The 26,087-nt window shown below is 67.4% G+C and carries 27 protein-coding genes; 17 read left to right on the top strand and 10 right to left on the bottom strand.

Annotated features, from left to right (window positions below; genetic code table 11):
* Window positions 1-8: 8 nt before the first annotated feature.
* Window positions 9-989 carry an aldo/keto reductase gene (locus tag DJ018_RS02070; protein ID WP_111513135.1) on the bottom strand — a complete coding sequence of 327 codons (981 nt, stop codon included), beginning with the start codon at window positions 987-989 and terminating at the stop codon, window positions 9-11.
* Window positions 990-1,014: 25 nt separating this feature from the next.
* On the bottom strand, window positions 1,015-1,782 hold the full coding sequence (ppk2, locus tag DJ018_RS02065) for a polyphosphate kinase 2 (RefSeq protein ID WP_111513134.1): 768 nt from the start codon (window positions 1,780-1,782) through the stop codon (window positions 1,015-1,017).
* Window positions 1,783-1,962: 180 nt separating this feature from the next.
* Here ppk2 and DJ018_RS02060 point away from each other — a divergent pair, with 180 nt between their 5' ends.
* On the top strand, window positions 1,963-2,385 hold the full coding sequence (locus tag DJ018_RS02060) for a YciI family protein (protein ID WP_111513133.1): 423 nt from the start codon (window positions 1,963-1,965) through the stop codon (window positions 2,383-2,385).
* Window positions 2,386-2,596: 211 nt separating this feature from the next.
* Here DJ018_RS02060 and DJ018_RS02055 read toward each other — a convergent pair whose 3' ends face one another.
* Window positions 2,597-2,944 (bottom strand): GFA family protein, encoded by a 348-nt coding sequence (locus DJ018_RS02055; RefSeq protein WP_111513132.1) that lies wholly within the window; start codon window positions 2,942-2,944, stop codon window positions 2,597-2,599.
* An 87-nt stretch (window positions 2,945-3,031) separates the two neighbouring features.
* Between DJ018_RS02055 and DJ018_RS02050 the strand changes: the two genes are divergently transcribed.
* Complete coding sequence (locus tag DJ018_RS02050; RefSeq protein ID WP_111513131.1) at window positions 3,032-3,754, top strand: 16S rRNA (uracil(1498)-N(3))-methyltransferase; 723 nt, start codon at window positions 3,032-3,034, stop codon at window positions 3,752-3,754.
* Window positions 3,755-3,891: 137 nt separating this feature from the next.
* Window positions 3,892-5,247: a glutamate--cysteine ligase gene (locus tag DJ018_RS02045; protein ID WP_111513130.1), complete on the top strand. Its 1,356-nt coding sequence runs from the start codon at window positions 3,892-3,894 to the stop codon at window positions 5,245-5,247.
* Here the strand turns inward: DJ018_RS02045 and DJ018_RS02040 are convergent.
* On the bottom strand, window positions 5,244-5,531 hold the full coding sequence (locus DJ018_RS02040; protein ID WP_111513129.1) for a DUF2218 domain-containing protein: 288 nt from the start codon (window positions 5,529-5,531) through the stop codon (window positions 5,244-5,246). The genes DJ018_RS02045 and DJ018_RS02040 overlap by 4 nt on opposite strands.
* 44 nt (window positions 5,532-5,575) lie before the next feature.
* Entirely contained in the window at window positions 5,576-6,100 is a 525-nt protein-coding gene (locus DJ018_RS02035; protein WP_111513128.1) for a DUF427 domain-containing protein, read from the bottom strand.
* A 184-nt stretch (window positions 6,101-6,284) separates the two neighbouring features.
* Between DJ018_RS02035 and DJ018_RS02030 the strand changes: the two genes are divergently transcribed.
* Window positions 6,285-8,132, top strand: a complete 1,848-nt coding sequence (locus DJ018_RS02030; RefSeq protein ID WP_111513127.1) for a peptide MFS transporter — start codon at window positions 6,285-6,287, stop codon at window positions 8,130-8,132.
* 78 nt (window positions 8,133-8,210) lie between these two features.
* Here DJ018_RS02030 and DJ018_RS02025 read toward each other — a convergent pair whose 3' ends face one another.
* From DJ018_RS02025 to DJ018_RS02015, 3 genes are all read right to left on the bottom strand, one after another.
* A complete protein-coding gene (locus DJ018_RS02025; RefSeq protein ID WP_111513126.1) occupies window positions 8,211-10,253 on the bottom strand; it encodes a TonB-dependent receptor plug domain-containing protein in 2,043 nt (680 codons plus the stop codon).
* A 101-nt stretch (window positions 10,254-10,354) separates the two neighbouring features.
* Entirely contained in the window at window positions 10,355-11,785 is a 1,431-nt protein-coding gene (gene tldD / locus DJ018_RS02020; RefSeq protein ID WP_111514629.1) for a metalloprotease TldD, read from the bottom strand.
* 55 nt (window positions 11,786-11,840) lie between these two features.
* Window positions 11,841-12,326, bottom strand: coding sequence for a MarR family transcriptional regulator (locus DJ018_RS02015; RefSeq protein WP_111513125.1), 486 nt, complete (start codon window positions 12,324-12,326; stop codon window positions 11,841-11,843).
* A 373-nt stretch (window positions 12,327-12,699) separates the two neighbouring features.
* On the opposite strand from DJ018_RS02015, the gene coxB reads away from it, so the two are divergent.
* The 12 genes from coxB to DJ018_RS01960 all read left to right on the top strand — a co-directional run bounded on the left by coxB (window position 12,700) and on the right by DJ018_RS01960 (window position 24,337).
* The gene (gene coxB / locus DJ018_RS02010) at window positions 12,700-13,743 is read left to right on the top strand and encodes a cytochrome c oxidase subunit II (protein WP_111513124.1); all 1,044 of its coding nucleotides are present in this window, start codon (window positions 12,700-12,702) and stop codon (window positions 13,741-13,743) included.
* A 17-nt stretch (window positions 13,744-13,760) separates the two neighbouring features.
* Window positions 13,761-15,416 carry a cytochrome c oxidase subunit I gene (ctaD, locus tag DJ018_RS02005; protein ID WP_111513123.1) on the top strand — a complete coding sequence of 552 codons (1,656 nt, stop codon included), beginning with the start codon at window positions 13,761-13,763 and terminating at the stop codon, window positions 15,414-15,416.
* A 73-nt stretch (window positions 15,417-15,489) separates the two neighbouring features.
* Window positions 15,490-16,458 (top strand): heme o synthase, encoded by a 969-nt coding sequence (locus DJ018_RS02000; protein WP_111513122.1) that lies wholly within the window; start codon window positions 15,490-15,492, stop codon window positions 16,456-16,458.
* Window positions 16,458-16,610, top strand: coding sequence for a hypothetical protein (locus DJ018_RS19080; RefSeq protein ID WP_165842771.1), 153 nt, complete (start codon window positions 16,458-16,460; stop codon window positions 16,608-16,610). The genes DJ018_RS02000 and DJ018_RS19080 overlap by 1 nt, the downstream gene beginning before the upstream one ends.
* Window positions 16,588-17,235: a cytochrome c oxidase assembly protein gene (locus DJ018_RS01995; protein ID WP_111513121.1), complete on the top strand. Its 648-nt coding sequence runs from the start codon at window positions 16,588-16,590 to the stop codon at window positions 17,233-17,235. Before DJ018_RS19080 ends, DJ018_RS01995 begins: the two co-directional genes overlap by 23 nt.
* An 83-nt stretch (window positions 17,236-17,318) precedes the next feature.
* Window positions 17,319-18,194 carry a cytochrome c oxidase subunit 3 gene (locus DJ018_RS01990; protein ID WP_111513120.1) on the top strand — a complete coding sequence of 292 codons (876 nt, stop codon included), beginning with the start codon at window positions 17,319-17,321 and terminating at the stop codon, window positions 18,192-18,194.
* 1 nt (window position 18,195) lies between these two features.
* Window positions 18,196-18,555 (top strand): DUF983 domain-containing protein, encoded by a 360-nt coding sequence (locus tag DJ018_RS01985; RefSeq protein ID WP_111513119.1) that lies wholly within the window; start codon window positions 18,196-18,198, stop codon window positions 18,553-18,555.
* Entirely contained in the window at window positions 18,548-19,315 is a 768-nt protein-coding gene (locus DJ018_RS01980) for an SURF1 family protein (protein ID WP_111513118.1), read from the top strand. Before DJ018_RS01985 ends, DJ018_RS01980 begins: the two co-directional genes overlap by 8 nt.
* The gene (gene thrC / locus DJ018_RS01975) at window positions 19,315-20,706 is read left to right on the top strand and encodes a threonine synthase (RefSeq protein ID WP_111513117.1); all 1,392 of its coding nucleotides are present in this window, start codon (window positions 19,315-19,317) and stop codon (window positions 20,704-20,706) included. The genes DJ018_RS01980 and thrC overlap by 1 nt, the downstream gene beginning before the upstream one ends.
* Window positions 20,681-21,973 carry a M16 family metallopeptidase gene (locus DJ018_RS01970; RefSeq protein WP_111513116.1) on the top strand — a complete coding sequence of 431 codons (1,293 nt, stop codon included), beginning with the start codon at window positions 20,681-20,683 and terminating at the stop codon, window positions 21,971-21,973. The genes thrC and DJ018_RS01970 overlap by 26 nt, the downstream gene beginning before the upstream one ends.
* 46 nt (window positions 21,974-22,019) lie before the next feature.
* Window positions 22,020-22,631 (top strand): GNAT family N-acetyltransferase, encoded by a 612-nt coding sequence (locus DJ018_RS01965; protein WP_111513115.1) that lies wholly within the window; start codon window positions 22,020-22,022, stop codon window positions 22,629-22,631.
* 35 nt (window positions 22,632-22,666) lie between these two features.
* Entirely contained in the window at window positions 22,667-24,337 is a 1,671-nt protein-coding gene (locus DJ018_RS01960; RefSeq protein ID WP_111513114.1) for a putative bifunctional diguanylate cyclase/phosphodiesterase, read from the top strand.
* On the opposite strand, the gene DJ018_RS01955 is transcribed toward DJ018_RS01960, so the two are convergent.
* Window positions 24,334-24,915 (bottom strand): YqgE/AlgH family protein, encoded by a 582-nt coding sequence (locus DJ018_RS01955; RefSeq protein ID WP_240609491.1) that lies wholly within the window; start codon window positions 24,913-24,915, stop codon window positions 24,334-24,336. The two genes, DJ018_RS01960 and DJ018_RS01955, sit on opposite strands and share 4 nt — an antisense overlap.
* A 96-nt stretch (window positions 24,916-25,011) precedes the next feature.
* On the opposite strand from DJ018_RS01955, the gene DJ018_RS01950 reads away from it, so the two are divergent.
* A complete protein-coding gene (locus DJ018_RS01950; protein WP_111513112.1) occupies window positions 25,012-25,494 on the top strand; it encodes a peroxiredoxin in 483 nt (160 codons plus the stop codon).
* Here the strand turns inward: DJ018_RS01950 and DJ018_RS01945 are convergent, their stop codons facing one another.
* Entirely contained in the window at window positions 25,495-26,055 is a 561-nt protein-coding gene (locus DJ018_RS01945; protein WP_111513111.1) for a DNA-3-methyladenine glycosylase, read from the bottom strand.
* Window positions 26,056-26,087 lie beyond the last annotated feature (32 nt).

Below are 26,087 nucleotides of genomic sequence, written 5' to 3'. Positions count from 1 at the left end.
GAAAGCTCCTAGGCGTGGTCGAGCACCGGCTTGGGCTGGTACGGCGCTTCCAGCTTGGCGGCTTCGTCGTCGCTCAGAACGACGTCCAGCGCCGCCAGAGCCTGCTCCAGGTGATGCAGCTTGGACGCCCCGATGATCGGCGCGGTGATGGCCGGATTGCGCAGCACCCAGGCGAGCGCCACCTGGGTGTTGCTTAGTCCACGCGCCTCGGCGACGTCGCTGACGGCCTGAACCACCTGCTGGTCCGCATCCCGGAAATAAAGCTTCGGGGCCAGCTCATCGGTCTGCGCCCGCTTGGTCTCGCCCTGCTTGGGCGCGGCGCGGCCCCCCGCCAGGAAGCCGCGGGCCAGCGGCGACCAGGGAATGACGCCCACGCCCTCGGACCGGCAGAAGGGCAGCATCTCGCGCTCCTCTTCCCGGTAGACCAGATTGTACTGCGGCTGCATCGAAACGAACTTGGTCCAGCCGTGCCGCTCCGTGACCGCCTGCATCTTGGCGAACTGCCAGGCGTACATGGATGAAGCGCCGAGGTAGCGGGCCTTGCCGGCCTTCACCACGTCATGCAGCGCCTCCATGGTCTCCTCGATCGGCGTCTCGTAGTCGAACCGGTGGATTTGGTAGAGGTCGATGTGGTCCACGCCCAGGCGTCGTAGGCTCGCGTCCACTTGGCTCATGATGTGCTTGCGCGACAGACCCTTCTCGTTGGCGCCGTCGCCCATCGGGAAGAACACCTTGGTGGCGATCACCACCTCGTCGCGGCGCGCGAACTCACGCAACAGGCGGCCGGTGATCTCCTCGCTTCGGCCCAGCGAGTACATGTTGGCGGTGTCGAAGACGTTGATCCCGCCCTCGATCGCCTTCTGGAAGAAGGCGCGGGCCTCGTCTTCCTCCAGCACCCAAGGGCGCCAGCTCGGCGAGCCGTAGGTCATGCATCCCAACACAAGGCGCGAGACCTTCAGCCCGGTGTTTCCCAGCCGCACGTACTGCATCTCGATCCTCCTGAAGGCGCTCCGTTCAGCGCTCCAGCCGACCGTCCGTCAAGGCGGAGATCTCGAACGGGAAAAGCACGTCCGGATCCGGCGAGGACACCGTCTCGGCGATCTCAGCTGGCGCGAGCGTCTTGACCAGGTGTGAAAGGATGGCGAGCCGCGCCCGCTTCTTGCGATCGGATCGGACGCAAATCCACGGCGCGGCCTGAGTGGAGGTGCGCCGCAGCATCTCGTCCCGGGCCACCGAGTAGGCGTCCCACTTGCTCTGGGCGACCTCGTCCAACGGAGAGGTCTTCAGCACCTTCAGCGGATCGGTTCGGCGCTCTTCCAGACGCTGAGCCTGTTCGTCCTTGGAGACATCCAACCACAGCTTGACGATCTTCAGCCCGCTCTCGGCCAGCATGGTTTCAAAGGTCGGCACGTCCCGCAGGAAGACCTCCTGCTCCTCCGGGCTGGAGAAGCCCATCACCCGCTCGACGCCCGCGCGATTGTACCAGGACCGGTTGAAGATCGCCGTCTCCCCGCAGCTCGGCAGAAAGGCGGTGTAGCGCTGGAAGAACCACTGGCTCTTCTCGCGATCGGACGGCTTGGGCAGGGCCACCACACGGGTGTTTCGCACCGACAGGTGCTCGGTGATCACCCGGATCGATCCGTCCTTGCCCGCCGCATCGCGGCCTTCGAAGATGATCAGCACCTTCTCGCCGCCGGTCATCGCGCGTTGCTGCCAGCGCACCAGCGCCAGTTGCCGGGCTTCCAGCTCCTGCTGGTACGAACCATCGTCGTGGTGGGCCATGGGCTCTCCCGTTCAGCCGTAGGGCAAGCGTCCACATTGGGACCGGCTCTGCAACACGCGGGCGGACGGTCCGGCTCCCGACATACGAATTCTCGTGTTGCGAATGTCGGCGTGAAGTGGCGCCCTGCGTCCTAGGGGCGAACGGGCCGGCTGGCCCAGTGAATGCCAAGGGAGAAGACAATGCGCGTGATGGTCCTGGTCAAAGCCACCGCCGACAGCGAAGCGGGAATGATGCCGTCGGTCGAGCTCATGGAAGCCATGGGCAAATTCAACGAGGAGCTGGCCGCCGCCGGGATTATCCAGGCCGGCGAAGGCCTGAAGCCGTCGTCTGCCGGCAAACGGGTGGCGTTCGACGGCGCCAGCCGCGTTGTAATGGACGGCCCCTTCGCCGAGACCAAGGAGCTGGTCGCCGGCTTTTGGCTCTGGAACGTCAAGGACTTGGATGAAGCCGTCGAGTGGGTGAAGCGCTGCCCCAATCCCATGCCCGGCCCCAGCGAGATCGAGATCCGTCCGCTGTACGAGATGGAAGACTTTGGCGACGCGCTGCCGCCGGAACTCGCTCAGCAGGAACAGCGCCTTCGCGATCAGTTGGAAAAAGCCTGACGCGCGGATGTCTGGCGCGCCGGGCAGGCGCGCCAGACGAACGCGGGATCTTCAACCCAAGCCGGGCTTACAAGGGGGAGCGCTCCCGTCCCAGGGCCACCAGGCTGACCTGGCTTAGCGTGGGATGAGGGCCCGCCGCCTACCCGGCGCGAGGCGTTGGCTTCGATCAACCTTCGTGAAAGCGGCCGGTTCCAGCGCTTGCGATGAGTCCTTAGAGCTCCGCGCCGTCGAACGCCTGGACGCTCAGGGCGTCCAGGTCGATGGCGGGAACGCAGCGCAGGTTCACTGCGCGGGTGGCGGCGCCGTCTGGGCCTGCGCCTTGAGCGAAAGGCTGTACGCCGCAGGCCCGGCAGAACATGTGCGCCAGCCGGTGGGTGTTGAAGCGGTACTCGGTGAGGGACTCCTCGCCCGTAACCCGCACCTGGGTCGCCGGGTAGAACGCGAGCAGGAACCCCTTGCGCCGGCAATGCGAGCAGTTGCAGCTGATCGCCTGATCGGGCGCTTCGGCCTCCACCGTGAAGGTGACCGCGCCGCAGTGACAGCTTCCCTCGAACGACATCCGTATGTCTCCCCAACTCCCGAATGCGTCGGTGACGACGCGTGCGGGCATTTTGCTTGATCGCCTGGCGCCTCTACAACGGCTCGCATGATCCGCCTCTTCACGCCCCAGGACTTGATCGCCGGCGCAGAGCTCCAGTTGGACGAGGGACAGAGCCGCTATCTGGGCGCCGTCATGCGCGCGGAAGCCGGCGACGAGCTGCGCGTGTTCAACGGTCGTGATGGCGAGTGGCGCGCCCTGGTAGCCAAGGTCGGCAAGCGGGCGGTGACCTTGCAGATCGTCGATCCGGCGCGGGTGCAGTCGCAGGGGCCCGACGTCGACCTGCTGATCGCCCTGGTCAAGCGTGGCCCGCTTGAGACAATCGTGGAGAAGGCGGCCGAGCTGGGCGTTCGCCGCATCCGGCCGGTGATCACCGAACGGACCAACGCCGACCACACGCGGGTCGATCGCTTGCGGGCGATCGCCGTGGAAGCTTCCGAGCAGACCGGCCGCCTGGACGTGCCCGAGGTGCTGGAGCCGGCCAAGCTCGACAAGCTGTTGGACGCCTGGGACGAAGGTCGCCGCATCATGTTCTGCGACGAGGCGGGCGACGCGCAGCCGGCTGCGGTTGTTTTGGCCGATCAGCCGCCTGCGCCTTGGGCGGTGCTCGTCGGTCCGGAAGGCGGCTTCTCGCCAAGGGAGCGCGAGGTCCTCCGCAGCCTTGATTCCGCTGTGGCGGTATCCTTAGGGCCGCGGATCCTGCGCGCCGACACGGCGGCGATTTCGGCGCTTACGATCTGGCAATCGGCTCTAGGCGATTGGTCTGCCTGAGCTAACGCTCTTGAGCTTGGCTGATTTGCACCCATCTCACGGGCCAGCGTAAAGAACCCGGCCGCGCGGGACCCCGCCCGCCGCCAGTTTAGTTTTGAGCCTTGTTGAGCTCGCGGGGACGGGGAAGAGGATACCGGATGGCCGAAACGGCGTGCGACGAGCGTCCCCTCGTGTTCGAGGATCTGGTCCGTTGGTTCGAAAAGGGCTCCAAGCCCGCGGACCAATGGCGCGTGGGCGCCGAGCACGAGAAGTTCGTTTTCCAGCTGGGCAGCCATCAGCCCGTTCCGTATGAGCCCAACGGCATCAAAGCCCTTCTCGAAGGGCTGACCCGCTTCGGCTGGCAGCCAGTCTATGAAGGCGACAAGGTCATCGCGCTGGGGCGCGGCATGGCCAATGTCAGCCTCGAGCCGGGCGGCCAGTTCGAGCTTTCCGGCGCGCCGCTCGAGACGATCCACGACATCTGCGAAGAGACCGGCTCGCACCTTCAGGAAGTGAAGGTCGTGGCCGACGAACTCGGCCTGGGCTTCCTTGGCCTCGGGTTCACGCCAATCTGGGCGCGCGATCAGATCCCGGTGATGCCCAAGGGCCGCTACAAAATCATGCGCGAGTACATGCCCAAGGTCGGCAAGCTCGGCCTGGACATGATGTTCCGCACCTGCACGGTGCAGGCGAACCTCGACTTCGGCTCGGAAGCCGACATGGTGGCCAAGTTCCGGACCAGCCTGGCGCTGCAGCCCATCGCCACCGCCCTCTTCGCCAACTCGCCGTTCGTGGAAGGCAAGCCGACCGGCCTGGTCTCCTCCCGCGCCAACGTCTGGACCGACACCGACGCCGATCGGACGGGCATGCTGGACTTCGTGTTCCGCGACGGCTTCGGCTTCGAGGCCTACGCACGCTACGCCCTGGACGTTCCCATGTACTTCGTGAAGCGCGAGGGCCGGTACATCGACGTCGCCGGCCGTTCCTTCCGAGACTTCATGGAAGGCAAGCTCGCCGAGCTCCCGGGCGAGCGCCCGACGCTCAAGGACTGGGCCGACCACACCACCACCATCTTCCCGGAAGTGCGTCTGAAGCAGTACCTGGAGATGCGCGGCGCGGATTCCGGACCCTGGAGCCGCCTGTGCGCCCTGCCGGCCCTCTGGATGGGCGTGCTCTATGACAGCGCCGCGCTGGCCGCGGCTTGGGATCTTGCCAAGGACTGGGACATCGATGACCACGAGCGCCTGCGCGCCGACGTGGCGCGCCTGGGCCTGAAGGCGCAGGTGGGCGGCCGCAGCGTCCAAGACGTGGCCAAGGACATGCTGGCCATCGCCCGAGAAGGTTTGAAGCGCCGAAACCGCCTGTCCGGCGGCCTAGTGGATGAAAGCGGCTACCTGGGCGAGTTGCACGAAATCGCGGAAAGCGGCGTCACGCCCGCCGAACGGCTGCTCGAGCTCTACAACGGCCCCTGGGCCGGCGATGCGTCGAAGGTCTTCGAGGCGTTCGCCTACTAGCTGCGCCGCCATTCGATCGTCAGCTCTTCACGGAATGCGAAGCGCTGGAGGTGTTCAGCTACGACCTGTTCGAAGCGGGCAAGGTCGGAGTCCCCGGCGGCGGGGTCCAGGCGGATGTGAAGCGCCTGCTCGTCGGCGTCCAGGGCGCAGGCGCCCAGCGGAAGCTGGATGACGCCGTGCTGCGACGTGAACTCGACCGGGAACTTGTGTCCCCAATGCTTGCAAAGCTGCTGGAGGTAACGGCTCGCGGAAGCCGTCGGAGCGGTGGCTGTCGAGATGGTCATGGGCGGGAGATGGGCCGCCGGGCCCTCTCCCGCAACGACGTGGTCTAGCGCAGACCGCCTTGGGGGCCTTCGACGTTGGGCTCCCACCGCTCGCCTTGGCTGCGGCCGTCGCCGGCGTCGGTGTGCTTCACGACCTCGTCGACATCCAGGTCGGCCTGCATGGGGTCGCGGCCATGCTGGTTTCGATCGCTGGCATCCTTGTGGTGGTGCGGGTTCGCCACCTCTTCCGACACCGGGTAGAGCTCCACTTGCGCAGGATCGAACGCGATGAAGCCGCCTAGCGACCCGGCGGCTCCGGTCGGCTCGTCGAACGTCCAGGCGGCGTTCTCGGCGATCGTCGAGGAGATGCGCAGAGTGTAGAAGGATGCCTCCCCCTTCTGCGGATCGTGCTGCGTGTGCGAGGTCTTGCCGGCGATCTCCATGCTGACGTCCTCGCGGGGGAAGAACACCACGCCGCCGACCATCAGCGCATTGTGGCTGTCGGCGATCACGTGATCCTCGAGCCGCGCACGCCAGCGCGTTCCGGCTGGCTGGATGTTCAGCGATGCGTCAGTTCCACTGGGCTGCATGGTCGGGTCCTCCTGAGACCTGCTGAACGCTCAGGCTGCGGGCAGGCTCCCAGCCGCAGGACGGCGAGGGCGACGTTTGCTTGTGCTCAGGCGGAGTGCGTGATTTTGTCCCCTCAAACGGGCCTGCTTGCGTGAAAGCGTACTAAGAGCCTGAACTCGCCCAGGAACTGGAACCAGTCCAAGTATGAATCTTATCGTCCTGATCGGGATCGCCATCACGCTGCTGACCGGCGCGCCCGTGCTCATCCAGCTGCTGAGGAACCACCCGCGCGGCCTGATCGTGCTGTTCTTCGCCGAGATGTGGGAGCGCTTCTCCTATTACGGCATGCGCGGCCTGCTGATCTTCTACCTGACCCAGCACCTGCTGTTCGACGACAGCGTGGCCAGCGCCCAGTACGGCTCCTACACCTCCCTGGTCTATCTGCTGCCCTTGCTGGGCGGCATCCTGGCCGACCGCTATCTCGGCACCCGCAAGGCGGTGGCCTTCGGCGCGATCCTCCTTGTGGCGGGGCACTTGGCCATGGGTGTCGAGGGTCGCCCGGCGACCCAGAACCTCACCTACGCCGGCCAAAGCTATCCGGTGGTCTCGGAGGGCCGCATGGAAAGCCGCGACGTCCGCGTGATGATCGGCGGCCAGCCCTACGAGTTCGCCGCCACCGAGACCGGCGGCCTCAGCATCAAGAACCTGCCGGCCACCGCCACGCTTCCGGCCGAGCTGCCGCAGGGCTCCTTCAGCCTGGAGAGCAAGGCCGACCCGTTCGGCCAGACCGCGTTCTACCTGGCGATCTCGCTGATCATCATGGGCGTGGGCTTCCTGAAGCCGAACATCTCCACCATGGTCGGCCAGCTCTATCCGCAGGGCGACCCACGCCGGGATTCCGGCTTCACGCTCTACTACTACGGCATCAACCTGGGCTCGTTCTGGGCCTCCATTCTCTGCGGCCTCCTGGGCGAGACCCTGGGGTGGTGGGCCGGCTTCGGCCTCGCCGGCATCGGCATGGCCGCCGGCCTGGTGGTGTTCGTCCTTGGCAAGAAGCACCTGCTCGGCAAGGGCGAGCCGCCCAATCCCGAGCTTCTGCGCAAGCCGTTCCTGGGCCCCGTCAACCGCGAGTGGCTGATCTACGGCGCGGGCATTCTAGGGGTCATTCCGATCTGGTGGCTTGTCCAGCACCACAAGGTGGTGGGAACCGCGCTCAGCATCTCCACCATCCTAGCCTTTGTGTTCATTGCCTACGTCATCGCCGTGATCTGCAAGACCTGGGCGGAGCGGCAGCGCATGATGCTGGCGGTGGTGCTGATCATCGGCGCCGTCATCTTCTGGACCCTGTTCGAGCAGGCGGGCAGCTCGCTGAACCTCTTCGCCGCGCGTAACGTCCAGCTGATGGGCATGTCGGCGGCGCAGACGCAGTCGTTCAACGCCGGTTGGATCCTGATCTTCGCCCCGGTGTTCGCCGCACTTTGGGCCGGCCTCGCCGCCCGTGGCCGCGATCCCGATCCGACCTTTAAGTTCGGGCTGGCGCTGCTGCAGGTCGGCCTGGGCTTCATGATCGTGGTGTGGGGCGCGAGCTTCGCGGACGCCCAGTACCGGCTGCCGCTGATCCTGCTGGCGCTGCTTTATCTGTTCCACACAACGGGCGAGCTTTGCCTCTCGCCGGTTGGCCTGTCGCAGATCACCAAGCTTTCCATCCCGGCGGTCGTCTCGTTCATGATGGCGGTCTGGTTCCTCGCCACCTCCATCGCCCAGTACGTGGGCGGCATCATCGCTGGTCACGCCAGCACGGCGACTGTGGGGGGGCAGGTGCTGGACCCGCGAGCGGCGCTGGAATCCTCGCTGACGGTGTTCAACCAGCTTGGCCTGTGGGGCATGGGGCTGGGCGTCGGGTTCCTGATCCTCAGCCGGTTCATCAAGGGTTGGTCGCACGGGGCCGACGATCATGGCCACCATGCGCAGCCTGAACCCATCGCGCCCACCGTCGACGGTGAGCTGTTGGGCGTCAGCCCCAAGGCGGTGCGCGACGAGCGCGACAGCTGAGGATCGCCTGATCCAACACAGTCGAAAGGCCGGGCGTCAGCCCGGCCTTTCTTCTTTCAACGGCCGACGCCGGGGAGCTCAGCCGCCGAAACTCTTGCGGACGTGCATGTAGAACATCGGCCCCACATCGACGTCCCGGTCGTAGGTGACCTGCAGGTCGGAGGTGTTCCGCGGGCCGGCGAAGATCTGGCGGTTGCGGCGGAAACCGCGGGAGGTGGCGTTCATCACCTCGCCGCGCACCAGCACCGTCGGGCTTGGCTTCCACTCGGCGAAAAGCACCACATAGGTCCGCAATTTGTCGGTAGAGATTTCGTCGAAGCGGTAGAAGCGCCGACGCCAGCCGCCGTACACGTCCACGCCGTAGGCCAGCTTGAGGCTGGGAAGCTGCTGGTTGTAGTGCGCTTCCCATTCCAGCGGCCGCAGCCCGGAGATCTCCCGCTCGGACCCTGTGGTCGGGTCGGTGACCTCGCTGCGGCGCGCGACGACGAAGCCGCGGAACTCGCCGCGCCGGACGCCGAGGCGGTCCAGCGGGATGTTCACGTCGAGCTGCAGTTCGTCCTTGGTCCCTTGGCCGATGTTGGCCGGCGCGTCGAACACCCCTGAGGCGTCATAGATGGGCGCGCGATCGATGGTGTCGCTCAGGGCGAAATGGCGCGCCGTCAGGGTGACCACGGCCGAGCGCCAGAAGCGCTGCTCCACGCTGGCTTCCGTGACCCAGGCCTGTTCCGGCACAAGGTCAACGTTACCCGCGCGCACCACGCCTTCGTTCAGCGAGGCCGACGAGACGAAGTCGTCGAAGTCGAGCTGGCCGACCACGCGCTCGAACCGCAGGCGCATCTGGGTTCCGGGCCGGGCCTGCCAGGCGCCCGTCACGCGGGGCTTGGTGAAATAGAGCGTCTTTTCGGTATGGGCGGCCGCCCGGTCGGGCGCATCAGGGTTGGACGTGTCCGAAGTGATCTTGGAGCCCTCCTGGCGCAAGCCGCCTTCGAAGGTCCAGGCGGTGGTGGGCTGCCACACTGCCTTGGCGAAGATCTCGCCCCGCTGCTCCTTCACCTCCGCCTGGGCGGCGGGCAGGTCGGCGGGCGTACCCCGCACCTTGTACTCCGTGGTGCTGTCGAGCGTATTCACGGCGAACTCGGCGCCGCCTTCCCAGGACATGCGGTCGTTCTGCCGGAACCGGAGCACCGACCGGCCGATCGTCTCCACCGTCCGAGCATCCTGGCCGTAGTTGAAGTCATTCAGCGGGATCGTGGCGTTTGAATGATAATCCCAATGCTCCGTTTGGCGCAGGCCGACCACTTCGAGCCGCGTACGCGTGGTTAGGGCCCGATCGTAGCGTAGGCCAACCTCGCTCTGGGCCAGTTCCTGGCCGTCTTCGTTGGATAGTACGGTGGTGCTCGGCGGCAGGAAGGTGCTCGCCTCGTTAAACCTGTAGTGCTCGTAGTAGGCTCGGCCGTTGACCTTCAGCCGGCCGCCGGCCAGCGCGTGGTCGTAGGCGCCGGTCACAGTGACGTCGCGCACTTCTGCGTGGGCCTTTATCTGCGAACGATCCCGAATTTGTCCGTCCGGATCGATCACCAGATAAACCGTGTTGCTGGCGCCATCGTCGGTGCCGCCGCCGGTGCGTAACGCCGCTTCCCACTGACCGCCAGCCGCGGCGCCGGAGCCTTCCGCCCGCAGGCCCACGAAGTTGCGACCGAAGTCGGTGTCCAGCTTGTCGGAGATCTGCAGCAGCCCTTGCATGCCGCCGCCCTTCTTGCGGACGACGTTAGCCAGAACGGTCTTGCCCTGCATGTCGATACCGGGCGCGCCGCCGCGGATCAGGTCGATCCGTTCTACCTGGCTGGCGGGGATCCGGCTGAGGATATCGTCGAGGTCGTCGCTTTTAGTCGCTGGACGAACGCCGTCGATCAGCACATTGCCGGCCGCGCCTTCGAAGCCGCGAACCGACTCGCCCACATCGAGCGTGAAGCCCGGCAGACGGTTGACCATCTCGAGCGCGGTGTTGGGCCGATAATCCGCGAAGAACCCCGGCGGATAAGCAGTGACGCCTTGCGCGGCCGGTGCGGCGACCGGGCTGACCGCAGCGGCGGCCTGTGCAAGGACGAGTACGAACGACATAAGAAAACAGCTCCCCAGCAATGTGGGGAACTGAGCCGTCGCGGGCCTCTCCAGCCAGTTAAATGGCCGTAAGGTGGATTAAATCGCAGACAGGCTGAGGGTCAGAGGCTGGTGCCGCCGACCGTCAGGCCCGTGATCTTCAGGGAGGGCTGCCCCACGCCGACCGGCACGCTCTGGCCCGACTTGCCGCACACGCCGATGCCGGGATCGAAGCCGAAGTCGTCGCCCAGCATGGTGACCCGGGTCAGGGCGGACGGGCCGTCGCCGATCAAGGTGGCGCCCTTCACCGGCGTCGTCAGCTTGCCGTCCTCGATGAGGTAAGCCTCGGTGCACTGGAACACGAACTTGCCGTTCGTGATGTCCACCTGGCCGCCGCCGAAGTTGGCGCAGTAGAGCCCGCGTTTGGTGGAGGCGATCATCTCCTCGCGCGGCGTGTCGCCGCCAAGCATGCCGGTGTTGGTCATCCGGGGCATGGGCATGTGGGCGTAGGACTGGCGGCGGCCGTTGCCGGTCGCCTGCTCGCCCATCAACCGGGCGCTCATGCGATCGTGCATGTAGCCGACCAGGATGCCGTCCTCGATCAGGACGGTGCGGCTGGTGGGGGTGCCTTCGTCGTCCACCGTCAGCGAGCCGCGACGCCCGAGGATCGAGCCGTCGTCGAAGACCGTGACGCCGGGCGCGGCCACCCGCTCCCCGATGCGCCCAGAGAAGGCCGAGGTGCCCTTGCGGTTGAAGTCGCCTTCCAGGCCGTGCCCCACCGCCTCATGCAGCAGCACGCCGTTCCAGCCCGGGCCCAGCACCACATCCATCTCGCCGGCCGGCGCAGGGACCGCCTCTAGGTTCACCAGCGCTTGGCGCAGCGCTTCATCCACCTGGGCTTGCCACTGGTCGGGGGTGATCCAGGCTTCGAAGCCGGCGCGCCCGCCAGCCCCTGTGTAGCCGCTCTCGCGACGCCCATCGCGCTCTACGGTGATCTGAACGTTGATCCGGCACAGCGGGCGCACGTCGCGGATCAGCCGCCCGTCGGCGCGGAGGATCTCCACCGTCCGACGCTCGCCCGCCACAGCAGCCATCACCTGCACGACGCGCGGATCGCGGGCGCGAGCCCAGGCGTCGATCTCTTGCAGCAATGCGACCTTCTCCGAGAAGGCCGGGGAGGCGAGGGGATCGTCCTCGCCGTAGAGCTTGGTGTTGGTGGCGCGAGGCGCCTCCGCGGCCACGCCCTCGTACCCGCGCTTGGCGAGTGCGGCTGAGTCCGCGGCCCGGCCGATTGCCGCTTCCGAGATCTCGCTGGAATGGGCGTAGCCGGCGGTCTCGCCCGCCACGACGCGCAGCCCAAAGCCTTCGGTCGCGTCATAGGATGCGGACTTCAGCCGCCCATCGTCGAAGAGGAAGGACTCGCTCTCCGAACGCTCGACGAACAGCTCGCCGTCATCGGCCCCGCTCAGGGCATTGGCCAGGATGTCCTGGGCGCGGCGGGGATCGACGCCAGCGGAGTCGAGAATGGAAGGCGCGGGGGAATGGGCGTTCATGTCAGGGAAGATAGGCGCCGGCGCCCGCGCCGTCACCCCACCCGGCCGCGGCCTTTCAGACCTTCTCGAGCCCGGCGCGAAGCTGCTTGAGCACGTGGAGGGACGTGTTGAGCGCCTCCAGCTCGAACTGCGCCATCAGCTGAACGCGCAGCTCGGCGGCGATCTGGTCGCCCTCGGCCAAGGCTGCTTCGGCCGCGGGGGTGGCCGTGATGATCTTGGCGCGCCGGTCGTCCGGGTCGGGCGTGCGGACAACCAGGCCCTGCGCCTCCAGCTGATCCAGGATGCGCACAAGCGTCGGCGTTTCTATTCCGACCCGCTCGGCCACTTCCCGCTGGTTCAGCGCGCTCTCAGCGGTGGCGATCCAATATAGAGTGGCCCATCGCGCATTGGTCTGCCCGATCTTGCTCAGCCGTTCGTCCAGCCTGGCCCGCCAGCGGCGCCCGACCAGCACCACCTCCCGCGCGAGCTCCAGTTCGATCTGTGCACGATCGAAGAGCGGGGCGTCGGCCAAGAGGGCTTTGGCGGAGGTCGGGTCGTCCATCGTGAACTCGTACGCGTGCGGGCCGTGGACCAGCCTGCATGAAAGAAGGACCGATTTCGGCGGAGACGCAGCATCGCCTGATTTGCCGCCGCGGGACAACGGGCCGGCAGCCCGCTCAGAATCACGGCACGGACCTCTCCTTCACCCAACGAAGTTCTCCGCAGGGAGGAGGAATCCACCCGAAAGGCTTCGCTCCACAGGCGTCGGCCGTCGTGACCCCTGCGGCGGCATGCAAGCGCCTTGGCAAGCTTATGGGATACGCGTATGCACGCGCGCTGTAGGGCCGGGCGGCGTGAAAGCGCTTGCGCGCGCCTTCTGTCAGTCGGCAGGTCGTCAGTTCCGGACGCGGCCGGCCAACCAAGACCGAGGGGACATGAAGTCGAGGTTTCAGGGGATGCGGACGCTGGCGGCCGGCGCCGCTGCGGGCGCAATGACGGCGTTCTGGGGCGCAGCCGCCTTCGCCAACGATCTGATCGGCCAGCCGACTCCCGGCGGCATCGATCTGCAGCCGGGCGTCACCCCGCTGCGGCACGACGCGATCTTCTTCCACAACGCGGTGCTGCTGCCGATCATCACGGCCATCACCCTGTTCGTGCTCGGCCTGCTGGTCTGGGTGATCGTGCGCTATAACAAGCGCGCCAACCCCGTTCCGGCCCGCTGGAGCCACAACACCCCGATCGAAGTGATCTGGACCCTGGTTCCGGTCCTGATCCTGGTGTTCATCGCGATCTTCTCGTTCAAGCTCCTCTTCGCCTACCACGACATGCCCAAGCCGGACCTCACGGTGAAGGCGACCGGCTATCAGTGGTACTGGGGCTACGAGTACCCCGACCAAGAAGTTTCCGAGTTCGTCTCCAACATCCTGCCGGAAGAAGAGGCGCGCGCCCGCGGGGTGCCTTTCCGCCTGGCCGCCACCGAGCCGATGGTCGTTCCCGTGAACACCAACGTGCGAGTGCTGGTGACCGGCGCCGACGTGATCCACGCCTTCGCCGTTCCCTCGTTCGGCGTGATCACCGACGCTATTCCGGGCCGGGTGAACGAAACCTGGTTCCGCGCCGAGCGCGTGGGCACCTACTACGGTAACTGCCGCGAGCTCTGCGGCGTGGACCACGCCTTTATGCCGATCGAGGTCCGCGTCGTGAGCCGCGCCGACTTCAACGCCTGGGTCGCTCGCAAGGGCGGCAAGCCGCCGGCGCCGACCCCGACGACGCTGAACGCCATCGGCAACGCCGGCGGCGCGGCGAACACCCCGCCGAACGCGGCGGCCGCCGGTCAGCCGGCCTCGGCCGTCACCTCGGCGAACAATCCCGCGGCGGCCCCGCCGCAAGGCGCGCCCGCGGCCGCGGCGACCCCCTCGTCGCCCGCCGCTCCCGCCGCCACCACTCAGCCTGCGCCGTCGGCGCCGGCCGCGCACTGATCCAGGATAAGCGTAAGATGGCTCAAGCCGCCGCTCACGATCATCACGACAGCCACGACCACAAGCCCAGCTTCTTTGTTCGCTGGCTGTTCTCCACCAACCACAAGGACATCGGCACCCTCTACCTGCTGTTCGCCATCATGGCGGGCCTGGTGGGCGGCGCCCTGTCGGGCCTGATCCGCTGGGAACTGGCCGAGCCGGGCATCCAGGTGTTCCGGGAAGGCAGCCTGCTGGCGACCCTCGGCCTGATCGAGCCTTCCAAGCACGGCTACAACGTCGTGGTGACCGCCCACGCCCTGATCATGATCTTCTTCATGGTCATGCCGGCGATGATCGGCGCCTTCGGCAACTGGTTCGTCCCGCTCATGATCGGTGCGCCGGACATGGCCTTCCCGCGGATGAACAACATCTCGTTCTGGCTGCTGGTGGCGGCGTGGGTGCTGCTCTGCACCTCGATGTTCGTCGATGGCGGCCCGGGCATGGGCTTCGGCGGCGGCTGGACGGCCTATCCGCCCCTGTCCACTACGGGCCACGCCGGTCCGGCCTTCGACCTGGGCATCCTGTCGCTCCACCTCGCGGGCGCCAGCTCGATCCTGGGTGCGATCAACTTCATCACCACCATCTTCAACATGCGCGCGCCGGGCATGACCCTGCACCGCATGCCGCTGTTCGCGTGGTCGGTGCTGATCACCGCCTTCCTGCTGCTGCTGTCGCTGCCCGTTCTGGCCGGCGCCATCACCATGCTGCTGACGGACCGGAACTTTAACACCCAGTTCTTCAACGCGGCCGGCGGCGGCGACCCGGTGATGTACCAGCACCTGTTCTGGTTCTTCGGTCACCCCGAAGTGTACATCCTGATCCTGCCCGGCTTCGGCATCATCAGCCACATCGTGTCGACCTTCTCGCGCAAGCCGGTGTTCGGCTACCTCGCGATGGCATACGCGATGGTCGCCATCGGCTTCATCGGCTTCGTCGTGTGGGCGCACCACATGTACACCGTGGGCCTGAACATCAACCTGCGCGCCTACTTCGTGGCGGCCACCATGGTCATCGCGGTGCCGACGGGCGTGAAGGTGTTCTCGTGGATCGCCACCATGTGGGGCGGCTCGATCGACTTCAAAACGCCGATGCTCTGGGCGATGGGCTTCATCTTCCTGTTCACCGTCGGCGGTGTGACGGGCGTGGTGCTGGCCAACGCCGGCATCGACTACAGCCTGCACGACACCTACTATGTGGTGGCGCACTTCCACTACGTGCTCAGCCTCGGCGCGGTGTTCGCGATCTTCGCCGGCTTCTACTACTGGTTCGAGAAAATGTTCGGGGTGAAGTACCGCGAATGGCTCGGCCAGCTGCACTTCTGGGTCATGTTCATCGGCGTGAACCTGATCTTCTTCCCGCAGCACTTCCTCGGCTTGCAGGGCATGCCCCGCCGCTACGTGGACTATCCGGAAGCGTTCACCTTCTGGAACCAGGTCTCGTCGCTGGGCTACGCCATCACCCTCGTCGGTGTCGGCATCTTCCTGGTGGTCCTGCTGGAAGCCATGGTCACCCGCCGCAAGGGCGTTGCCAATCCGTGGGGCGAAGGCGCCACCACCCTCGAGTGGACGCTCTCCTCTCCGCCTCCGTTCCACCAGTTCAACGAACTGCCGGTGGTGAAGACCGAAAGCCACTGACCGGTTCGGTCACGAAACATCGAGGGCGCGCGCCGGCTTCGGCGCGCGCCCTTCGAACGTTCAGAGTAAGCTCATGGCCATGTCTCAGGCCCTCGACACTTCCCGCGCGCCGTCTCGCTGGCAGGACTTCCTCCAGCTTCTGAAGCCTCGCGTCATGTCGCTGGTGGTCTTCACCGGGCTGACGGGCCTCGTCTGCGCGGGCCAGCCGGTGAACCCGATCCTGGGCGCAGTCGCGATCCTCTGCATCGCAGTGGGCGCCGGCGCCTCGGGCGCGCTGAACATGTGGTACGACCGCGACATCGACGCGAAGATGCGCCGCACGCGCGGCCGTCCGGTGCCCGCCGGGCGGGTGCAGAGCGCCGACGCCCTAGCCATGGGCGTGGTGCTCTCCCTGTTTTCGGTGATGTTGATGGGCATGGCCCTCAACTGGCTCGCCGCCGGCCTGCTGGCCTTCACCATCCTCTTCTACGCGGTGATCTACACCGTCTGGCTGAAGCGTTGGACCGCCCAGAACATCGTCATCGGCGGGTTGGCCGGGGCGCTTCCTCCGGTGATCGGCTGGGCGGCGGCGACGGGGTCAGCCCCGCTGAACGCCTGGCTCCTGTGCCTGATCATCTTCATGTGGACACCGCCGCACTTCTGGGCCCTCTCGCTCTACACCAGCGAAGACTACGCCAAGGCCGGGATCCCGATGATGCCGGTGGTGGCGGGCGCCGCGTCCACGCGTCGCCAGATCCTGATCTACAGCCTGTTGTTCGTGCCGATCTGCATCGTGCCCGCCTTCACGAGCCTTGGCGGCGCCGCCTATCTGACTGTGGCGGGGATCGGCGGCCTGGTGTTTCTGCTGCTGGCGTGGCGGCTGTTCCGCAGCCATGCGGGCGAGAGCTCCGATCCACGCAATGACGCAGGGCTCTATGACGTGCGGGCGGGCGCCAAGGACGCGCGAAACCTGTTCGCCTTCTCGATCCTCTACCTGACCCTGCTGTTCGCCACCCTGCTGGTGGAGCATGTGGTCGGCCTGCCTGCCCTGGAGCTGTTCTGATGAGCGATCCGTCCCGCGAGACCGAGGCCGAGACCAAGGCCCGCCGGGGGCGCAATATCGCGCTCGGCCTGGGGTTGGCCCTCTTCGTGATCCTGATCTTCGTCGTCACCATAGTGAGGCTCGGCGGCAATGTCGCACAGCGTCCCTTCTGATCGGCCGGCGCCCACGCCCGCCGAACGCCGGAACAAGCGGGTCGCCCTCATCTGCGGGGTGGCCTTCTTCGGCATGATCGGTGCGTCCTACGCCGCCGTGCCGATCTATCGCGCCTTCTGCCAACTGACCGGCTTCGACGGCACCGCCAAGCGGGCCGAGGCGGCGCCGGACGCGGTGCTGGCCCAGAAGCTGACGATCCGCTTCGACGCCAACGTGCGGGGCGGCCTGCCTTGGACCTTCAAGGCGGATCAGACCTCGCAGGACGTGAAGATCGGTGAGACGAAGATCGCCACCTTCAAGGTCACGAACAACTCCGACCAGGCGATCACCGGCCGCGCGGTGTTCAACGTCGTGCCCGAACAGGCTGGCGCCTACTTCAACAAGCTCCAGTGCTTCTGCTTCTCCGACCAGACCATCGGCCCGCGTCAGACGGTGGACATGCCGGTGCTCTATTTCGTCGACCCGAAGTACGCGAGCGACTTCGAGACCAAGGGAAAGAAGGAAGTGACCCTGTCCTACACCTTCTTCCCGTCCGTGGAGGCCGCGCCGGCAGCGAAAGTGGCGCAAGCTTCCACCACAAAGCCTGTTTCGGCCCTTGGCGGATCGACCGCCGCAGGGCTATAGCGTCACGCGAACCGGCCTGCGGCCCACGCCGAGTCTGCGGGGCCATGGCCGTGCTCGAGGTTTGAGAGGGGTTTAGGACCGAAATGGCCGACGCGAGCGTCAAGCACGACTACCACCTGGTCAATCCGAGCCCCTGGCCGCTCGTCGCGTCGATCTCCGCCACGGTCATGGCCATCGGCGGCGTGATCTGGATGAAGGGCCTGTTCGGCATCGACAAGGGCACCCCCTGGGTGTTCTTCGCCGGTCTCGCGGGCATCCTCTACACCATGGTCGGCTGGTGGTCGGACGTGGTGAAGGAAGCCAACCAGGGCGATCACACGCCGGTCGTCTCGATCGGCCTCCGCTACGGCATGATCCTGTTCATCGCCTCCGAGGTGATGTTCTTCGTCGCCTGGTTCTGGATGTTCTTCGAGATGGCGCTCTTCCACGAGCACCGGACCCTGTCCGCCATCGAGGAAGTCCGCACCGCCTGGGCCACCTGGCCGCCGACCGGCGTTGAGACCGTTCCCGCCTGGCACCTGCCGCTGGTGAACACCCTGACCCTGCTGCTCTCGGGCACGACGGTCACCTGGGCTCACCACGCCATCCAGCAGGACGATCGCAAGGGCGCCAAGATCGCGCTCACGCTCACGATCATCCTCGGCGTGCTGTTCTCCTGCATCCAAGCGTACGAGTACCACCACATCCTGGAGCACAAGTACTTCTTCTCGGAAGAAGCGGCGAACTCCGGCCTGTATGGCTCGACCTTCTTCATGGCCACTGGCTTCCACGGCTTCCACGTTCTGGTGGGGACCATCTTCCTGGCGGTCTGCCTGCTGCGTCTGATGCGTGGCGGCTTCACCCCGCAGAAGCACTTCGGCTTCGAAGCGGCCGCCTGGTACTGGCACTTCGTCGACGTCGTCTGGCTCTTCCTGTTCGCCTTCATCTACGTGGTGTTCGCGGGCGCCGGAGCCCACTGACGTGCCCCGCGCGGCCAACCCGCTCCTGGCGGGGGTCGCGGGGCGCTGCCCCAACTGCGGCGAGGGCCACCTGTTCGAGGGTTTCCTCAAGGTGGCCCCGCGATGCGAAGCCTGCGGCTTCGACCTTGCGAAGGCCGACTCCGGCGACGGCCCGGCGGTCTTCGTCATTCTGATCGCCGGACTGCTGGTGGCCTTCGGCGCCCTCTTCACGGAGGTCGCCCTGGCCCCGCCGGTTTGGGTTCACCTGATTGTCTGGCTGCCCGCCACGCTGGTGATCGTCCTGGCGCTCCTTCGACCGTTCAAAGGCGCCATGCTGGCGGCGCAGTTCATGAACAAGGCCTCCGAAGCTCGCCATGACTGACGGGTGGGAGCCCCAGCTCCCGCCGGCGGAGCATGCGCGCGCGGTCCCAGTCCGCTTCCCCGTAGGCATGACCATCGCCACGGTTATTGCGCTTGGGATCCTGATCTTCCTCGGCAGCTGGCAGCTCCAGCGGATGAAGTGGAAGCAGGAGCTGCTGGCCCATGTCGAAGCGCTGAAGTCCGCTCCCGCCCAACCTGTCGGCCCCGTGCTGGATGCGCTTGGCGAGGGACGCGACGTGGCCTTCACCCGCGTGCGAGCCGTCTGCCCCGGCCTGGCCACAGCGCCCTTCGTTCAGCTCTATGGCATCCAGTCTGGCCAGGCCGGATCGCGCCTGATCTCCGCCTGCCAGGTGGAGAGCGCGCCCTACCGCCACATCCTGGTGGACCGGGGGTTCGTCCCTGACACCGTCTCGGCCCGCCCGCCCGTCGACCCATCGAACCAAGCCCCTGTGGAGGTGGTCGGGGTTCTGCGCGCGCCGGACGCCGCGAGCTTCGTCACCCCCGCCAATCACCCTGAGCAGAACCGCTGGTTCTCGCGCGACGCGGTCGCCATGGGCGAGGCGCTGGGCGCATCCCAGGCCGCGCCCGTTTTCCTGATGGCCGAAACCCGGACCAATCCCGAGTGGGCGGCGCTCGTCCCTGCGCCGCTGCCGGCGGAGATCCCGAACCGCCATCTGGAATACGCCCTGACCTGGTTCGGCCTTGCCGCAGCGTTAGCCGGCGTCTATGCCGCCATGCTCCTGAGAAGACGGAAGATCTGATGCGTTACGTCTCGACCCGCGGGCAGTCACCTGCGGTCGGCTTCGTCGATGCGGTGCTGGCCGGCCTGGCTCCCGATGGGGGGCTCTACATCCCCGAAGCTTGGCCCACCTTCACGGCCGAGGAGATCGCCGGCTTCGCCGGGCGGCCCTACCACGAGGTGGCGGCGGCGGTGATCGGCGCCTTTGCAGGCGACGAGATCAAGCCTGCGGCCCTGCTCGAGATGTGCCGCGAGGCCTACGCGACCTTCAACCACGCCGCCGTCGTGCCCATTGTGCAGATCGGCCCCGACGCCTTCATCGCCGAGCTGTTCCACGGCCCGAGCTTGGCGTTCAAGGACGTGGCCATGCAGATCCTGGCCCGCCTGTACGATCACGTGCTGGGCGGTCAGAACCGCACCCAGACCATCATCTGCGCCACCTCAGGCGACACTGGCGGCGCGGCGGTGGAAGCCTTCCGCGGCCGCAAGAACGTCAAGATCGTCGCCCTTTTCCCGGAAGGCCGCATCAGCGAGGTGCAGCGCCGTTTCATGACCACCGCCGCCGAGGCGAACGTCGCGTGCGTGGCGGTGCAGGGCACGTTTGACGACTGCCAGGCGATCGTGAAGCAGACGTTCCAGGACCAAGTCCTGCGCCAGGCGGTCGACCTGTCCGGCGTGAACTCCATCAACTTCGCCCGCATCGCGGCGCAAGCCGTCTACTACTTCACCGCCGCCGTCGCCTTGGGTGCGCCGCTGCGTCCGGTGAACTTCTGCGTGCCTTCCGGCAATTTCGGCGACGCCTTCGCCGGCTACGTGGCCAGCCGCATGGGCCTGCCGCTGGGCCGGATTGTCGTGGCGACTAACTCCAACGACATCCTGGCTCACGCCTTCGAAGACGGCCGCTACGCCCGCGGCGTCGTCCAGCCGACGATCTCCCCGGCCATGGACATCCAGTCGGCGTCCAACTTCGAGCGGCTCTACTTCGAAGCGGTGAAGCGCGAACCGGTTGAAACGGCCCGCGCATTCCAGGCCTTCAACGAGGCCGGCGCGATCGACATCCCGCCGCAGGCCTTCGCCGCCATGCGCGAGCTGTTCCGCGGCGTCGGCGTGTCGGAGGATGAGACCCGTCGCACCATCGTCGCCACGCTGAACGAAACGGGCGAACTGATCGACCCGCACACGGCCGTCGCGGTGGCCGCCCTGCGCCGGGTGGAGGATCTCGATGGTCCCGTGGTCGTGCTGTCCACGGCTCACCCCGCCAAGTTCCCTGATGACGTGGCCGCCGCCAGCGGCGTGACGCCGCCGCTCCCTCGCGGTGCAGCGGACCTCGCCGAGCGCCCGGAGCGTTTCGACCGTCTCCCGGCCGAAACGGAGACCATCAAGGCCTATGTCCGCGCCTTTGCCGAAGCCTGAGGCCCGCGTCCCAAGCGTTCACACCCTGCCCAACGGGGTGCGGGTGGTCTGCGACCCCATCCCCGGCCTCCAGACGGTGGCGCTTTCGGTCGTGGCCGGCCGCGGCGCTCGTTGGGAGGACGCCCATCGGTCCGGCTGGTCGCACCTGCTCGAGCACATGGTGTTCAAAGGCGCAGGCGGCCGCTCCGCGCGTGACATCGTCGAGGTGATCGAGGCCGAAGGCGGCCAGATCAACGCCGCCACGGGCTACGAGCGCACCAGCTATCAGGTCCGGGCGCTCGCCGGCGGCCTGGACCTCGGCTCGGCCGTTCTGTCCGACCTCGTGCTACGGCCGTCCATGGACGCCGGCGACCTCGCCCGTGAGAAGCAGGTGGTGGGCCAGGAGATCGCCGAGGCCGCTGACGCGCCTGACGATCTGGTCTTCGAACTCGCCCAGGAAGTAGCCTTCGCGGCCCATCCGCTCGGCCGGCCGATCCTCGGGACGAATGAGAGCATCGGGCGCGCCACGCCCGACACCCTGGGCGCCTGGCGCAGCGCCATTTACGGCGCCCAGAGCCTGGTGGTCAGCGCCGCGGGCGCGGTGGAGGAGGGCGAGCTTCTGCGCCTGGCCGAACGCGACTTTGGCGCAGCCAACGGCCAGATGCTGCCCGAGCCGGAAGCCGCCGCCTTCACCGGCGGCGAGCGGGCCGTGGCCAAGCGCCTGGAGCAGGCCAACGTCGTCCTTCTGCTGCCCGCCGTCGGCGCGATGCACCCCGACTACTTTGCCTTGCGTCTGTTGGCCGAGATCCTCGGCGGCGGCATGGCCTCGCGCCTGTTCCAGGAAGCGCGGGAAAGGCGCGGTCTCGCCTATGCGATCGACGCCTATTCCGAGACCTATTCCGACACGGGCGTGCTGGGCATCTTCGCCGGCTGCGCGGCGGGTGACGCCGAGGAACTGGCCAAGGTCGCCGCGGGGGAGATCGAGGGCATGCTGACGCCGGTGGGCGAGGCCGAACTCGCCCGCGCGAAGGCTCAGCTCAAGGGCGCGATGTTCATGGCCCGCGAGTCTCCCTTGGCGCGCGCCGAACAGGCCGCCGCCCAGGTGCTGATGTTCGACCGGGTCCTCTCGCCCGAGGAAGTCGCCGCGGAGGTCGACGCTGTGACCGCAGGCGATCTGGTGCGCCTCACGGGGCAGATCCTGGCCAACCGCAACGCCGCCGTCGCCGTGCTCGGACCGAAGTCGGCGCTCAAGGCGGCGCCTGCTTTCCGACGCGCCCTGTTCGGCTAGCGCAGCGCACGCTTGACCTGCGGCTGATTTGGGCGAGGCTCCTCGCATGGCCCTGTTGGACTGGATGACGCCGGAGAACGGCCTTCGCGTTGACGGCGAGGCCATCTTCCTGCGCGCGCCCCGAGCCTCCGACTACAACGAATGGCGGGACCTGCGAGCCGCCTCGCGCAGCTTCCTGCAGCCGTGGGAGCCGACCTGGCCGACCGACGATCTGTCCAGGGCGGCCTTTCGCCGTCGGCTCAGCGCCTATGCCCGGGACCGCGACCTTGGCGTCGCCTATCCCTTCTTTGTCCACCGGGCCGAGGACGAGGCGCTGACCGGCGGCATCACCCTGTCGAACATCCGCCGCGGCGTCGCCCAGATGGGTTCGATCGGCTACTGGTGCGGCCGCCCCTTCACCCGTCAGGGACACACCTTGGCCGCGGTGCGCGCGCTTTCCGAATTTGCTTTCCGCACCCTCGGCCTCCACCGCCTGGAAGCGGCCTGCATTCCCGACAACCTCGGCTCTCGCCGGCTGCTCGCAAAGGCCGGCTTCACCGAGGAAGGTTATGCCAAAGCTTATCTGAAAATTAACGGCGTATGGCGAGACCATGTCCTGTTCGGCCTCACCACGCCCTTCAGCGTGCTGGAAGGCCCGGACGAGGGGGTTTCGGTCTGACCGGAGCCTGAGGTTTTCCCGCTGGGGCAGGCGACTTGGCCGAGACGCCGAACGACCGCTGGAACTGGGACGCCGCCGCAACCCTGGACGCTCTGGGCGCCGCGGCCGTGGCGATCTGGAGCTGGGAGCCGGAGGCTGACCGCCTGCGCCTGACCGGCGGCGTTCGCGCCCTGGGCCTCGCCCCGCTTGCCCCCGACTGCTCCTCCGCCGCCCTGCGCGCCCTGGCGCTGCCTCAGGACCGCGCCCTGGCCGACGATCTTCTTCGGCCCCGTTCTGCCGGCTCGGAGGTCGCCCTGCGCGTGCGCATCCGCGGCGCCGGCGTGTGCGTCTGGCGCGGCGTCTGGCGCGAGGATGGGCGGGCGAGCGGCGTCGTCGCCGCGGAGACGGCTTTCGCTGCCCCTGAACAGGATGACCTCACCGGCCTGATGCGGCGTCGCAGTTTCCTGGCGCAGGCGCGAGAGCGCCTGCAGGCGCCCGGCGGTCACGAACTGATCGTCGCCGATCTCGACCGCTTGAGGCGCTTGAACGAGGCGCTCGGCCACGAACGCGCAGATCTGGTGCTGGCGGCCCTGGCCTCGCGCCTGGCTACCGCATTCCCGCCCGGCGCCCTGCTGGGTCGCGTCGGCGAGGACGAGTTCGCGGCGCTGTGTCCCGCCGAGGTATCCCCGGGCGCAGAGGCTATGCGCAAGGCGCTGGAGACGCCGCTCCGCATCGCCGGGCTCGATATTCATCCCACCCTTTCTATTGGCGCCGTCCAAACCCAGGGCGGGGAAGACGCGCCCGAAGCGGCCGAACTGCTGCGCCGCGCCGAGCTTGCGGTGGAAGCGGCCAAGACCGCCGGGAGAGGCGGCGCCGCCGACTACGGCCGCGCCTTGGAAAGCGACGGGCTCTCCCGCCTTGCCCTGGAGGGCGAGATCAAGGGCGCACTGGAGCGCGGCGAGTTCATCCCGTTCTACCAGCCGGTGATCCGGCTCGGCACGGGCGCTCTGGCCGGGTTTGAAGCCCTTGTGCGGTGGCGTCACCCTCGCCGCGGCCTGCTGCTGCCCGAGCAGTTCCTGCCCATGTGCCAGGAGCTCGGCCTGATGAGCGCCTTGGGTTCGGCCGTGCTGAGGGAGGCCGCACGCCAGCTGTCGGTCTGGCGGGCCCGGCATGAGGCGGCCGCGGGTCTTTCAGTGGCCGTGAACCTCTCCACTGGCGAACTGGACCGCAAAGGCCTGCTGGCCGAGATCATCGAGATCCGCAACGCCACCGGTCTGCCGCCAGGCGTGCTGAAGCTCGAGGTGACCGAAAGCGACGTCATGCGCGACCCCGACCGCGCGGCCATCACCCTGCACAAGCTCCGCGCGGCCGGCGTCACCCTTGCCCTGGACGACTTCGGAACGGGCTTCTCGTCCCTGTCCTACCTGGCGCGTCTGCCGTTCGACACGCTGAAGATCGACCGCTATTTCGTGCGCACCCTGGCCACCAACTCCGGCTCGGAGAAGATCGTCTCCTCCGTCGTGAAGCTGGGGCAGGACCTGGCGCTGGAGGTCGTCGCCGAAGGCGTGGAGAACGCCGGCATGGCCCGCCGCCTCCTGGCGCTCGGGTGTGACTACGGTCAGGGGTTCGGATATTCGCCGGCGCTGTCCGCGCATGACGCGGAGAGCTTCATCCTGCAGTGCGGAGCCGACGGCGCGGCGCCCATCCGGGCGCGCAACCGCGCTTAGGCGTGTCCGGCCGCCGAGCTCAGCCGATGCGGATCGATGCCCAGCTTGGCGAGCGCCCGGGTCCACTTCTGCTCATGGTCTGACCCGAAGATCAGGCTCTCGTCCGCTTCGCAGGTCAACCAGACGTTTTCACGAATCTCCAGCTCGAGCTGGCCGGCGCCCCAGCCCGAATAGCCCAGCGCCAGGATCGAGCGACGCGGCGGGCCAGAGCCGCCCATGGCCTCCAGCACGTCGCGGGTGGCGGTCAGCGTCAGCGCATCGGTGACCTCGATGGAGTGTTCGCTGGCGTAGTCTGCGGTGTGGAGTACGAAGCCGCGTTCCCGCTCCACAGGCCCACCCAGCAACACTAGATCCTCCGGCGCCTCGGCCTCGGACGTGATCTCCAGCCGCTCGAGCAGGTCCGGCACCGTCAAACCTTCGACCGGTCGGTTCAGGGCCAAGCCCATGGCGTGCTGGTGGTCGTGGGCGCAGATCAGGATCAAGGCCCGCTCGAAGCGGGGGTCGCCGATGCCGGGCATCGCGATCAGGAGCTGGCCCGAAAGGAAACTCGCTTCCATTCCCTCCAGAATGAGCGCAATCGCGGCGCTTTCAAGAGCATGCGATGCGGCCGCCTGTTGCAGCCGACGCGGATGGCGCTATGTCGCAGGCTCCAACGAACGAGCAAAGGGACGGACATGACGATCAAGGTTGGCGACAAGCTGCCCAGCGTGACTCTCACCCAGGCCACCGCCGAAGGCCCGCGCCCGGTGGGAAGCGATGAATTCTTCGCCGGCAAGAAGGTGGCGCTGTTCGCCGTCCCGGGCGCCTTCACCCCCACCTGTTCGGCCAAGCACCTGCCCGGCTTCAAGCAGCTGGCGCAAGACATCCGCGGCAAGGGCGTGGACGTCATCGCCTGCGTCTCCGTCAACGACGCCTTCGTGATGCGCGCCTGGGGCGAGGAGCAAGCCGTGGGCGAGGACATCGTCATGCTGGCCGACGGCAATGGCGACTTTACCAAGGCCGTGGGGCTGGAAATGGACGGCTCCAAGTTCGGCATGGGGCTGCGCTCGCAGCGCTACTCGATGGTGATCGAGGACGGCGTCGTAAAGGAGCTCAACGTCGAGCAGCCGGGCGAATTCAAGGTGTCCGCCGCCGACTACCTCGTCGCGCAGCTCTGATCACGCCTTCGGGAAGGGCTTGCTGAGATAGCGCGAGCCCTTCTCCCCGAACCGCCAGGGTAGGTCGGCCGCCCGGCTGATGCCGATGCGCGGACCTGTGACGAGATCGGCCGGCGGCCCGACCTCCAGGACGAAAGGCGGGGCGTCCAGCCGCGCGCCGTCGTGCTCCCTCGTGACGCCCAGCGCCTGGCACAGCCGCCCTGGACCGGAGCAGAGCACCCGCGGATCCTGCAGACCGCGCCTGTCGCGCATGAGGTCCAGCCCCGCCGTGGGCTCGATCGCGCGGATCAGCACCGCGCTGCCCGGCGCATCCCCGCACACGAAGTTCAGGCACCAGTGGATGCCGTAGGACCGATAGACGTAGGCCCGGGCGACTGGGCCGAACATGGCTGCGTTGCGCGCCGTGGGACCTGAGAAGCTGTGCGAAGCCGGGTCCTCGTGGTGATAGGCCTCGGTCTCGACAATGCGGCCGCCGACGCCAGCCACCAGCAGGGTCGATCCGATGAGGTCGCGGGCCACTTGGACCGGATGGCGGGCGAAAAAGGCGTCGGCATGCATCATGAGGCCAACGCATAACCGTCCGCGGCGGCTTC

It is taken from the genome of Phenylobacterium deserti, assembly GCF_003254705.1.
GTDB classification, from domain to species: domain Bacteria; phylum Pseudomonadota; class Alphaproteobacteria; order Caulobacterales; family Caulobacteraceae; genus Phenylobacterium; species Phenylobacterium deserti.
The sequence above is the reverse complement of the archived record's forward strand: the minus strand, read 5'-3'. Positions and strand labels throughout refer to the sequence as shown.

What these genes read in the sequence shown, in the direction of transcription:
- DJ018_RS01965 (WP_111513115.1), top strand. Translation starts at nt 22,020, where the DNA reads ATGGCCCTGTTGGACTGGATGACGCCGGAGAACGGCCTTCGCGTTGAC.
- DJ018_RS01995 (WP_111513121.1), top strand. Translation starts at nt 16,588, where the DNA reads ATGTCGCACAGCGTCCCTTCTGATCGGCCGGCGCCCACGCCCGCCGAA.
- DJ018_RS02035 (WP_111513128.1), bottom strand. Translation starts at nt 6,100, where the DNA reads ATGCAGCCCAGTGGAACTGACGCATCGCTGAACATCCAGCCAGCCGGA.
- DJ018_RS01945 (WP_111513111.1), bottom strand. Translation starts at nt 26,055, where the DNA reads ATGATGCATGCCGACGCCTTTTTCGCCCGCCATCCGGTCCAAGTGGCC.
- DJ018_RS01970 (WP_111513116.1), top strand. Translation starts at nt 20,681, where the DNA reads ATGTCCGCGCCTTTGCCGAAGCCTGAGGCCCGCGTCCCAAGCGTTCAC.
- ctaD (WP_111513123.1), top strand. Translation starts at nt 13,761, where the DNA reads ATGGCTCAAGCCGCCGCTCACGATCATCACGACAGCCACGACCACAAG.
- DJ018_RS01990 (WP_111513120.1), top strand. Translation starts at nt 17,319, where the DNA reads ATGGCCGACGCGAGCGTCAAGCACGACTACCACCTGGTCAATCCGAGC.
- DJ018_RS02015 (WP_111513125.1), bottom strand. Translation starts at nt 12,326, where the DNA reads ATGGACGACCCGACCTCCGCCAAAGCCCTCTTGGCCGACGCCCCGCTC.
- DJ018_RS02040 (WP_111513129.1), bottom strand. Translation starts at nt 5,531, where the DNA reads ATGACCATCTCGACAGCCACCGCTCCGACGGCTTCCGCGAGCCGTTAC.
- DJ018_RS01980 (WP_111513118.1), top strand. Translation starts at nt 18,548, where the DNA reads ATGACTGACGGGTGGGAGCCCCAGCTCCCGCCGGCGGAGCATGCGCGC.
- DJ018_RS02045 (WP_111513130.1), top strand. Translation starts at nt 3,892, where the DNA reads ATGGCCGAAACGGCGTGCGACGAGCGTCCCCTCGTGTTCGAGGATCTG.
- thrC (WP_111513117.1), top strand. Translation starts at nt 19,315, where the DNA reads ATGCGTTACGTCTCGACCCGCGGGCAGTCACCTGCGGTCGGCTTCGTC.
- DJ018_RS02055 (WP_111513132.1), bottom strand. Translation starts at nt 2,944, where the DNA reads ATGTCGTTCGAGGGAAGCTGTCACTGCGGCGCGGTCACCTTCACGGTG.
- DJ018_RS02000 (WP_111513122.1), top strand. Translation starts at nt 15,490, where the DNA reads ATGGCCATGTCTCAGGCCCTCGACACTTCCCGCGCGCCGTCTCGCTGG.
- DJ018_RS01950 (WP_111513112.1), top strand. Translation starts at nt 25,012, where the DNA reads ATGACGATCAAGGTTGGCGACAAGCTGCCCAGCGTGACTCTCACCCAG.
- tldD (WP_111514629.1), bottom strand. Translation starts at nt 11,785, where the DNA reads ATGAACGCCCATTCCCCCGCGCCTTCCATTCTCGACTCCGCTGGCGTC.
- DJ018_RS02070 (WP_111513135.1), bottom strand. Translation starts at nt 989, where the DNA reads ATGCAGTACGTGCGGCTGGGAAACACCGGGCTGAAGGTCTCGCGCCTT.
- coxB (WP_111513124.1), top strand. Translation starts at nt 12,700, where the DNA reads ATGAAGTCGAGGTTTCAGGGGATGCGGACGCTGGCGGCCGGCGCCGCT.
- DJ018_RS19080 (WP_165842771.1), top strand. Translation starts at nt 16,458, where the DNA reads ATGAGCGATCCGTCCCGCGAGACCGAGGCCGAGACCAAGGCCCGCCGG.
- ppk2 (WP_111513134.1), bottom strand. Translation starts at nt 1,782, where the DNA reads ATGGCCCACCACGACGATGGTTCGTACCAGCAGGAGCTGGAAGCCCGG.
- DJ018_RS02025 (WP_111513126.1), bottom strand. Translation starts at nt 10,253, where the DNA reads ATGTCGTTCGTACTCGTCCTTGCACAGGCCGCCGCTGCGGTCAGCCCG.
- DJ018_RS02050 (WP_111513131.1), top strand. Translation starts at nt 3,032, where the DNA reads ATGATCCGCCTCTTCACGCCCCAGGACTTGATCGCCGGCGCAGAGCTC.
- DJ018_RS02030 (WP_111513127.1), top strand. Translation starts at nt 6,285, where the DNA reads ATGAATCTTATCGTCCTGATCGGGATCGCCATCACGCTGCTGACCGGC.
- DJ018_RS02060 (WP_111513133.1), top strand. Translation starts at nt 1,963, where the DNA reads ATGCGCGTGATGGTCCTGGTCAAAGCCACCGCCGACAGCGAAGCGGGA.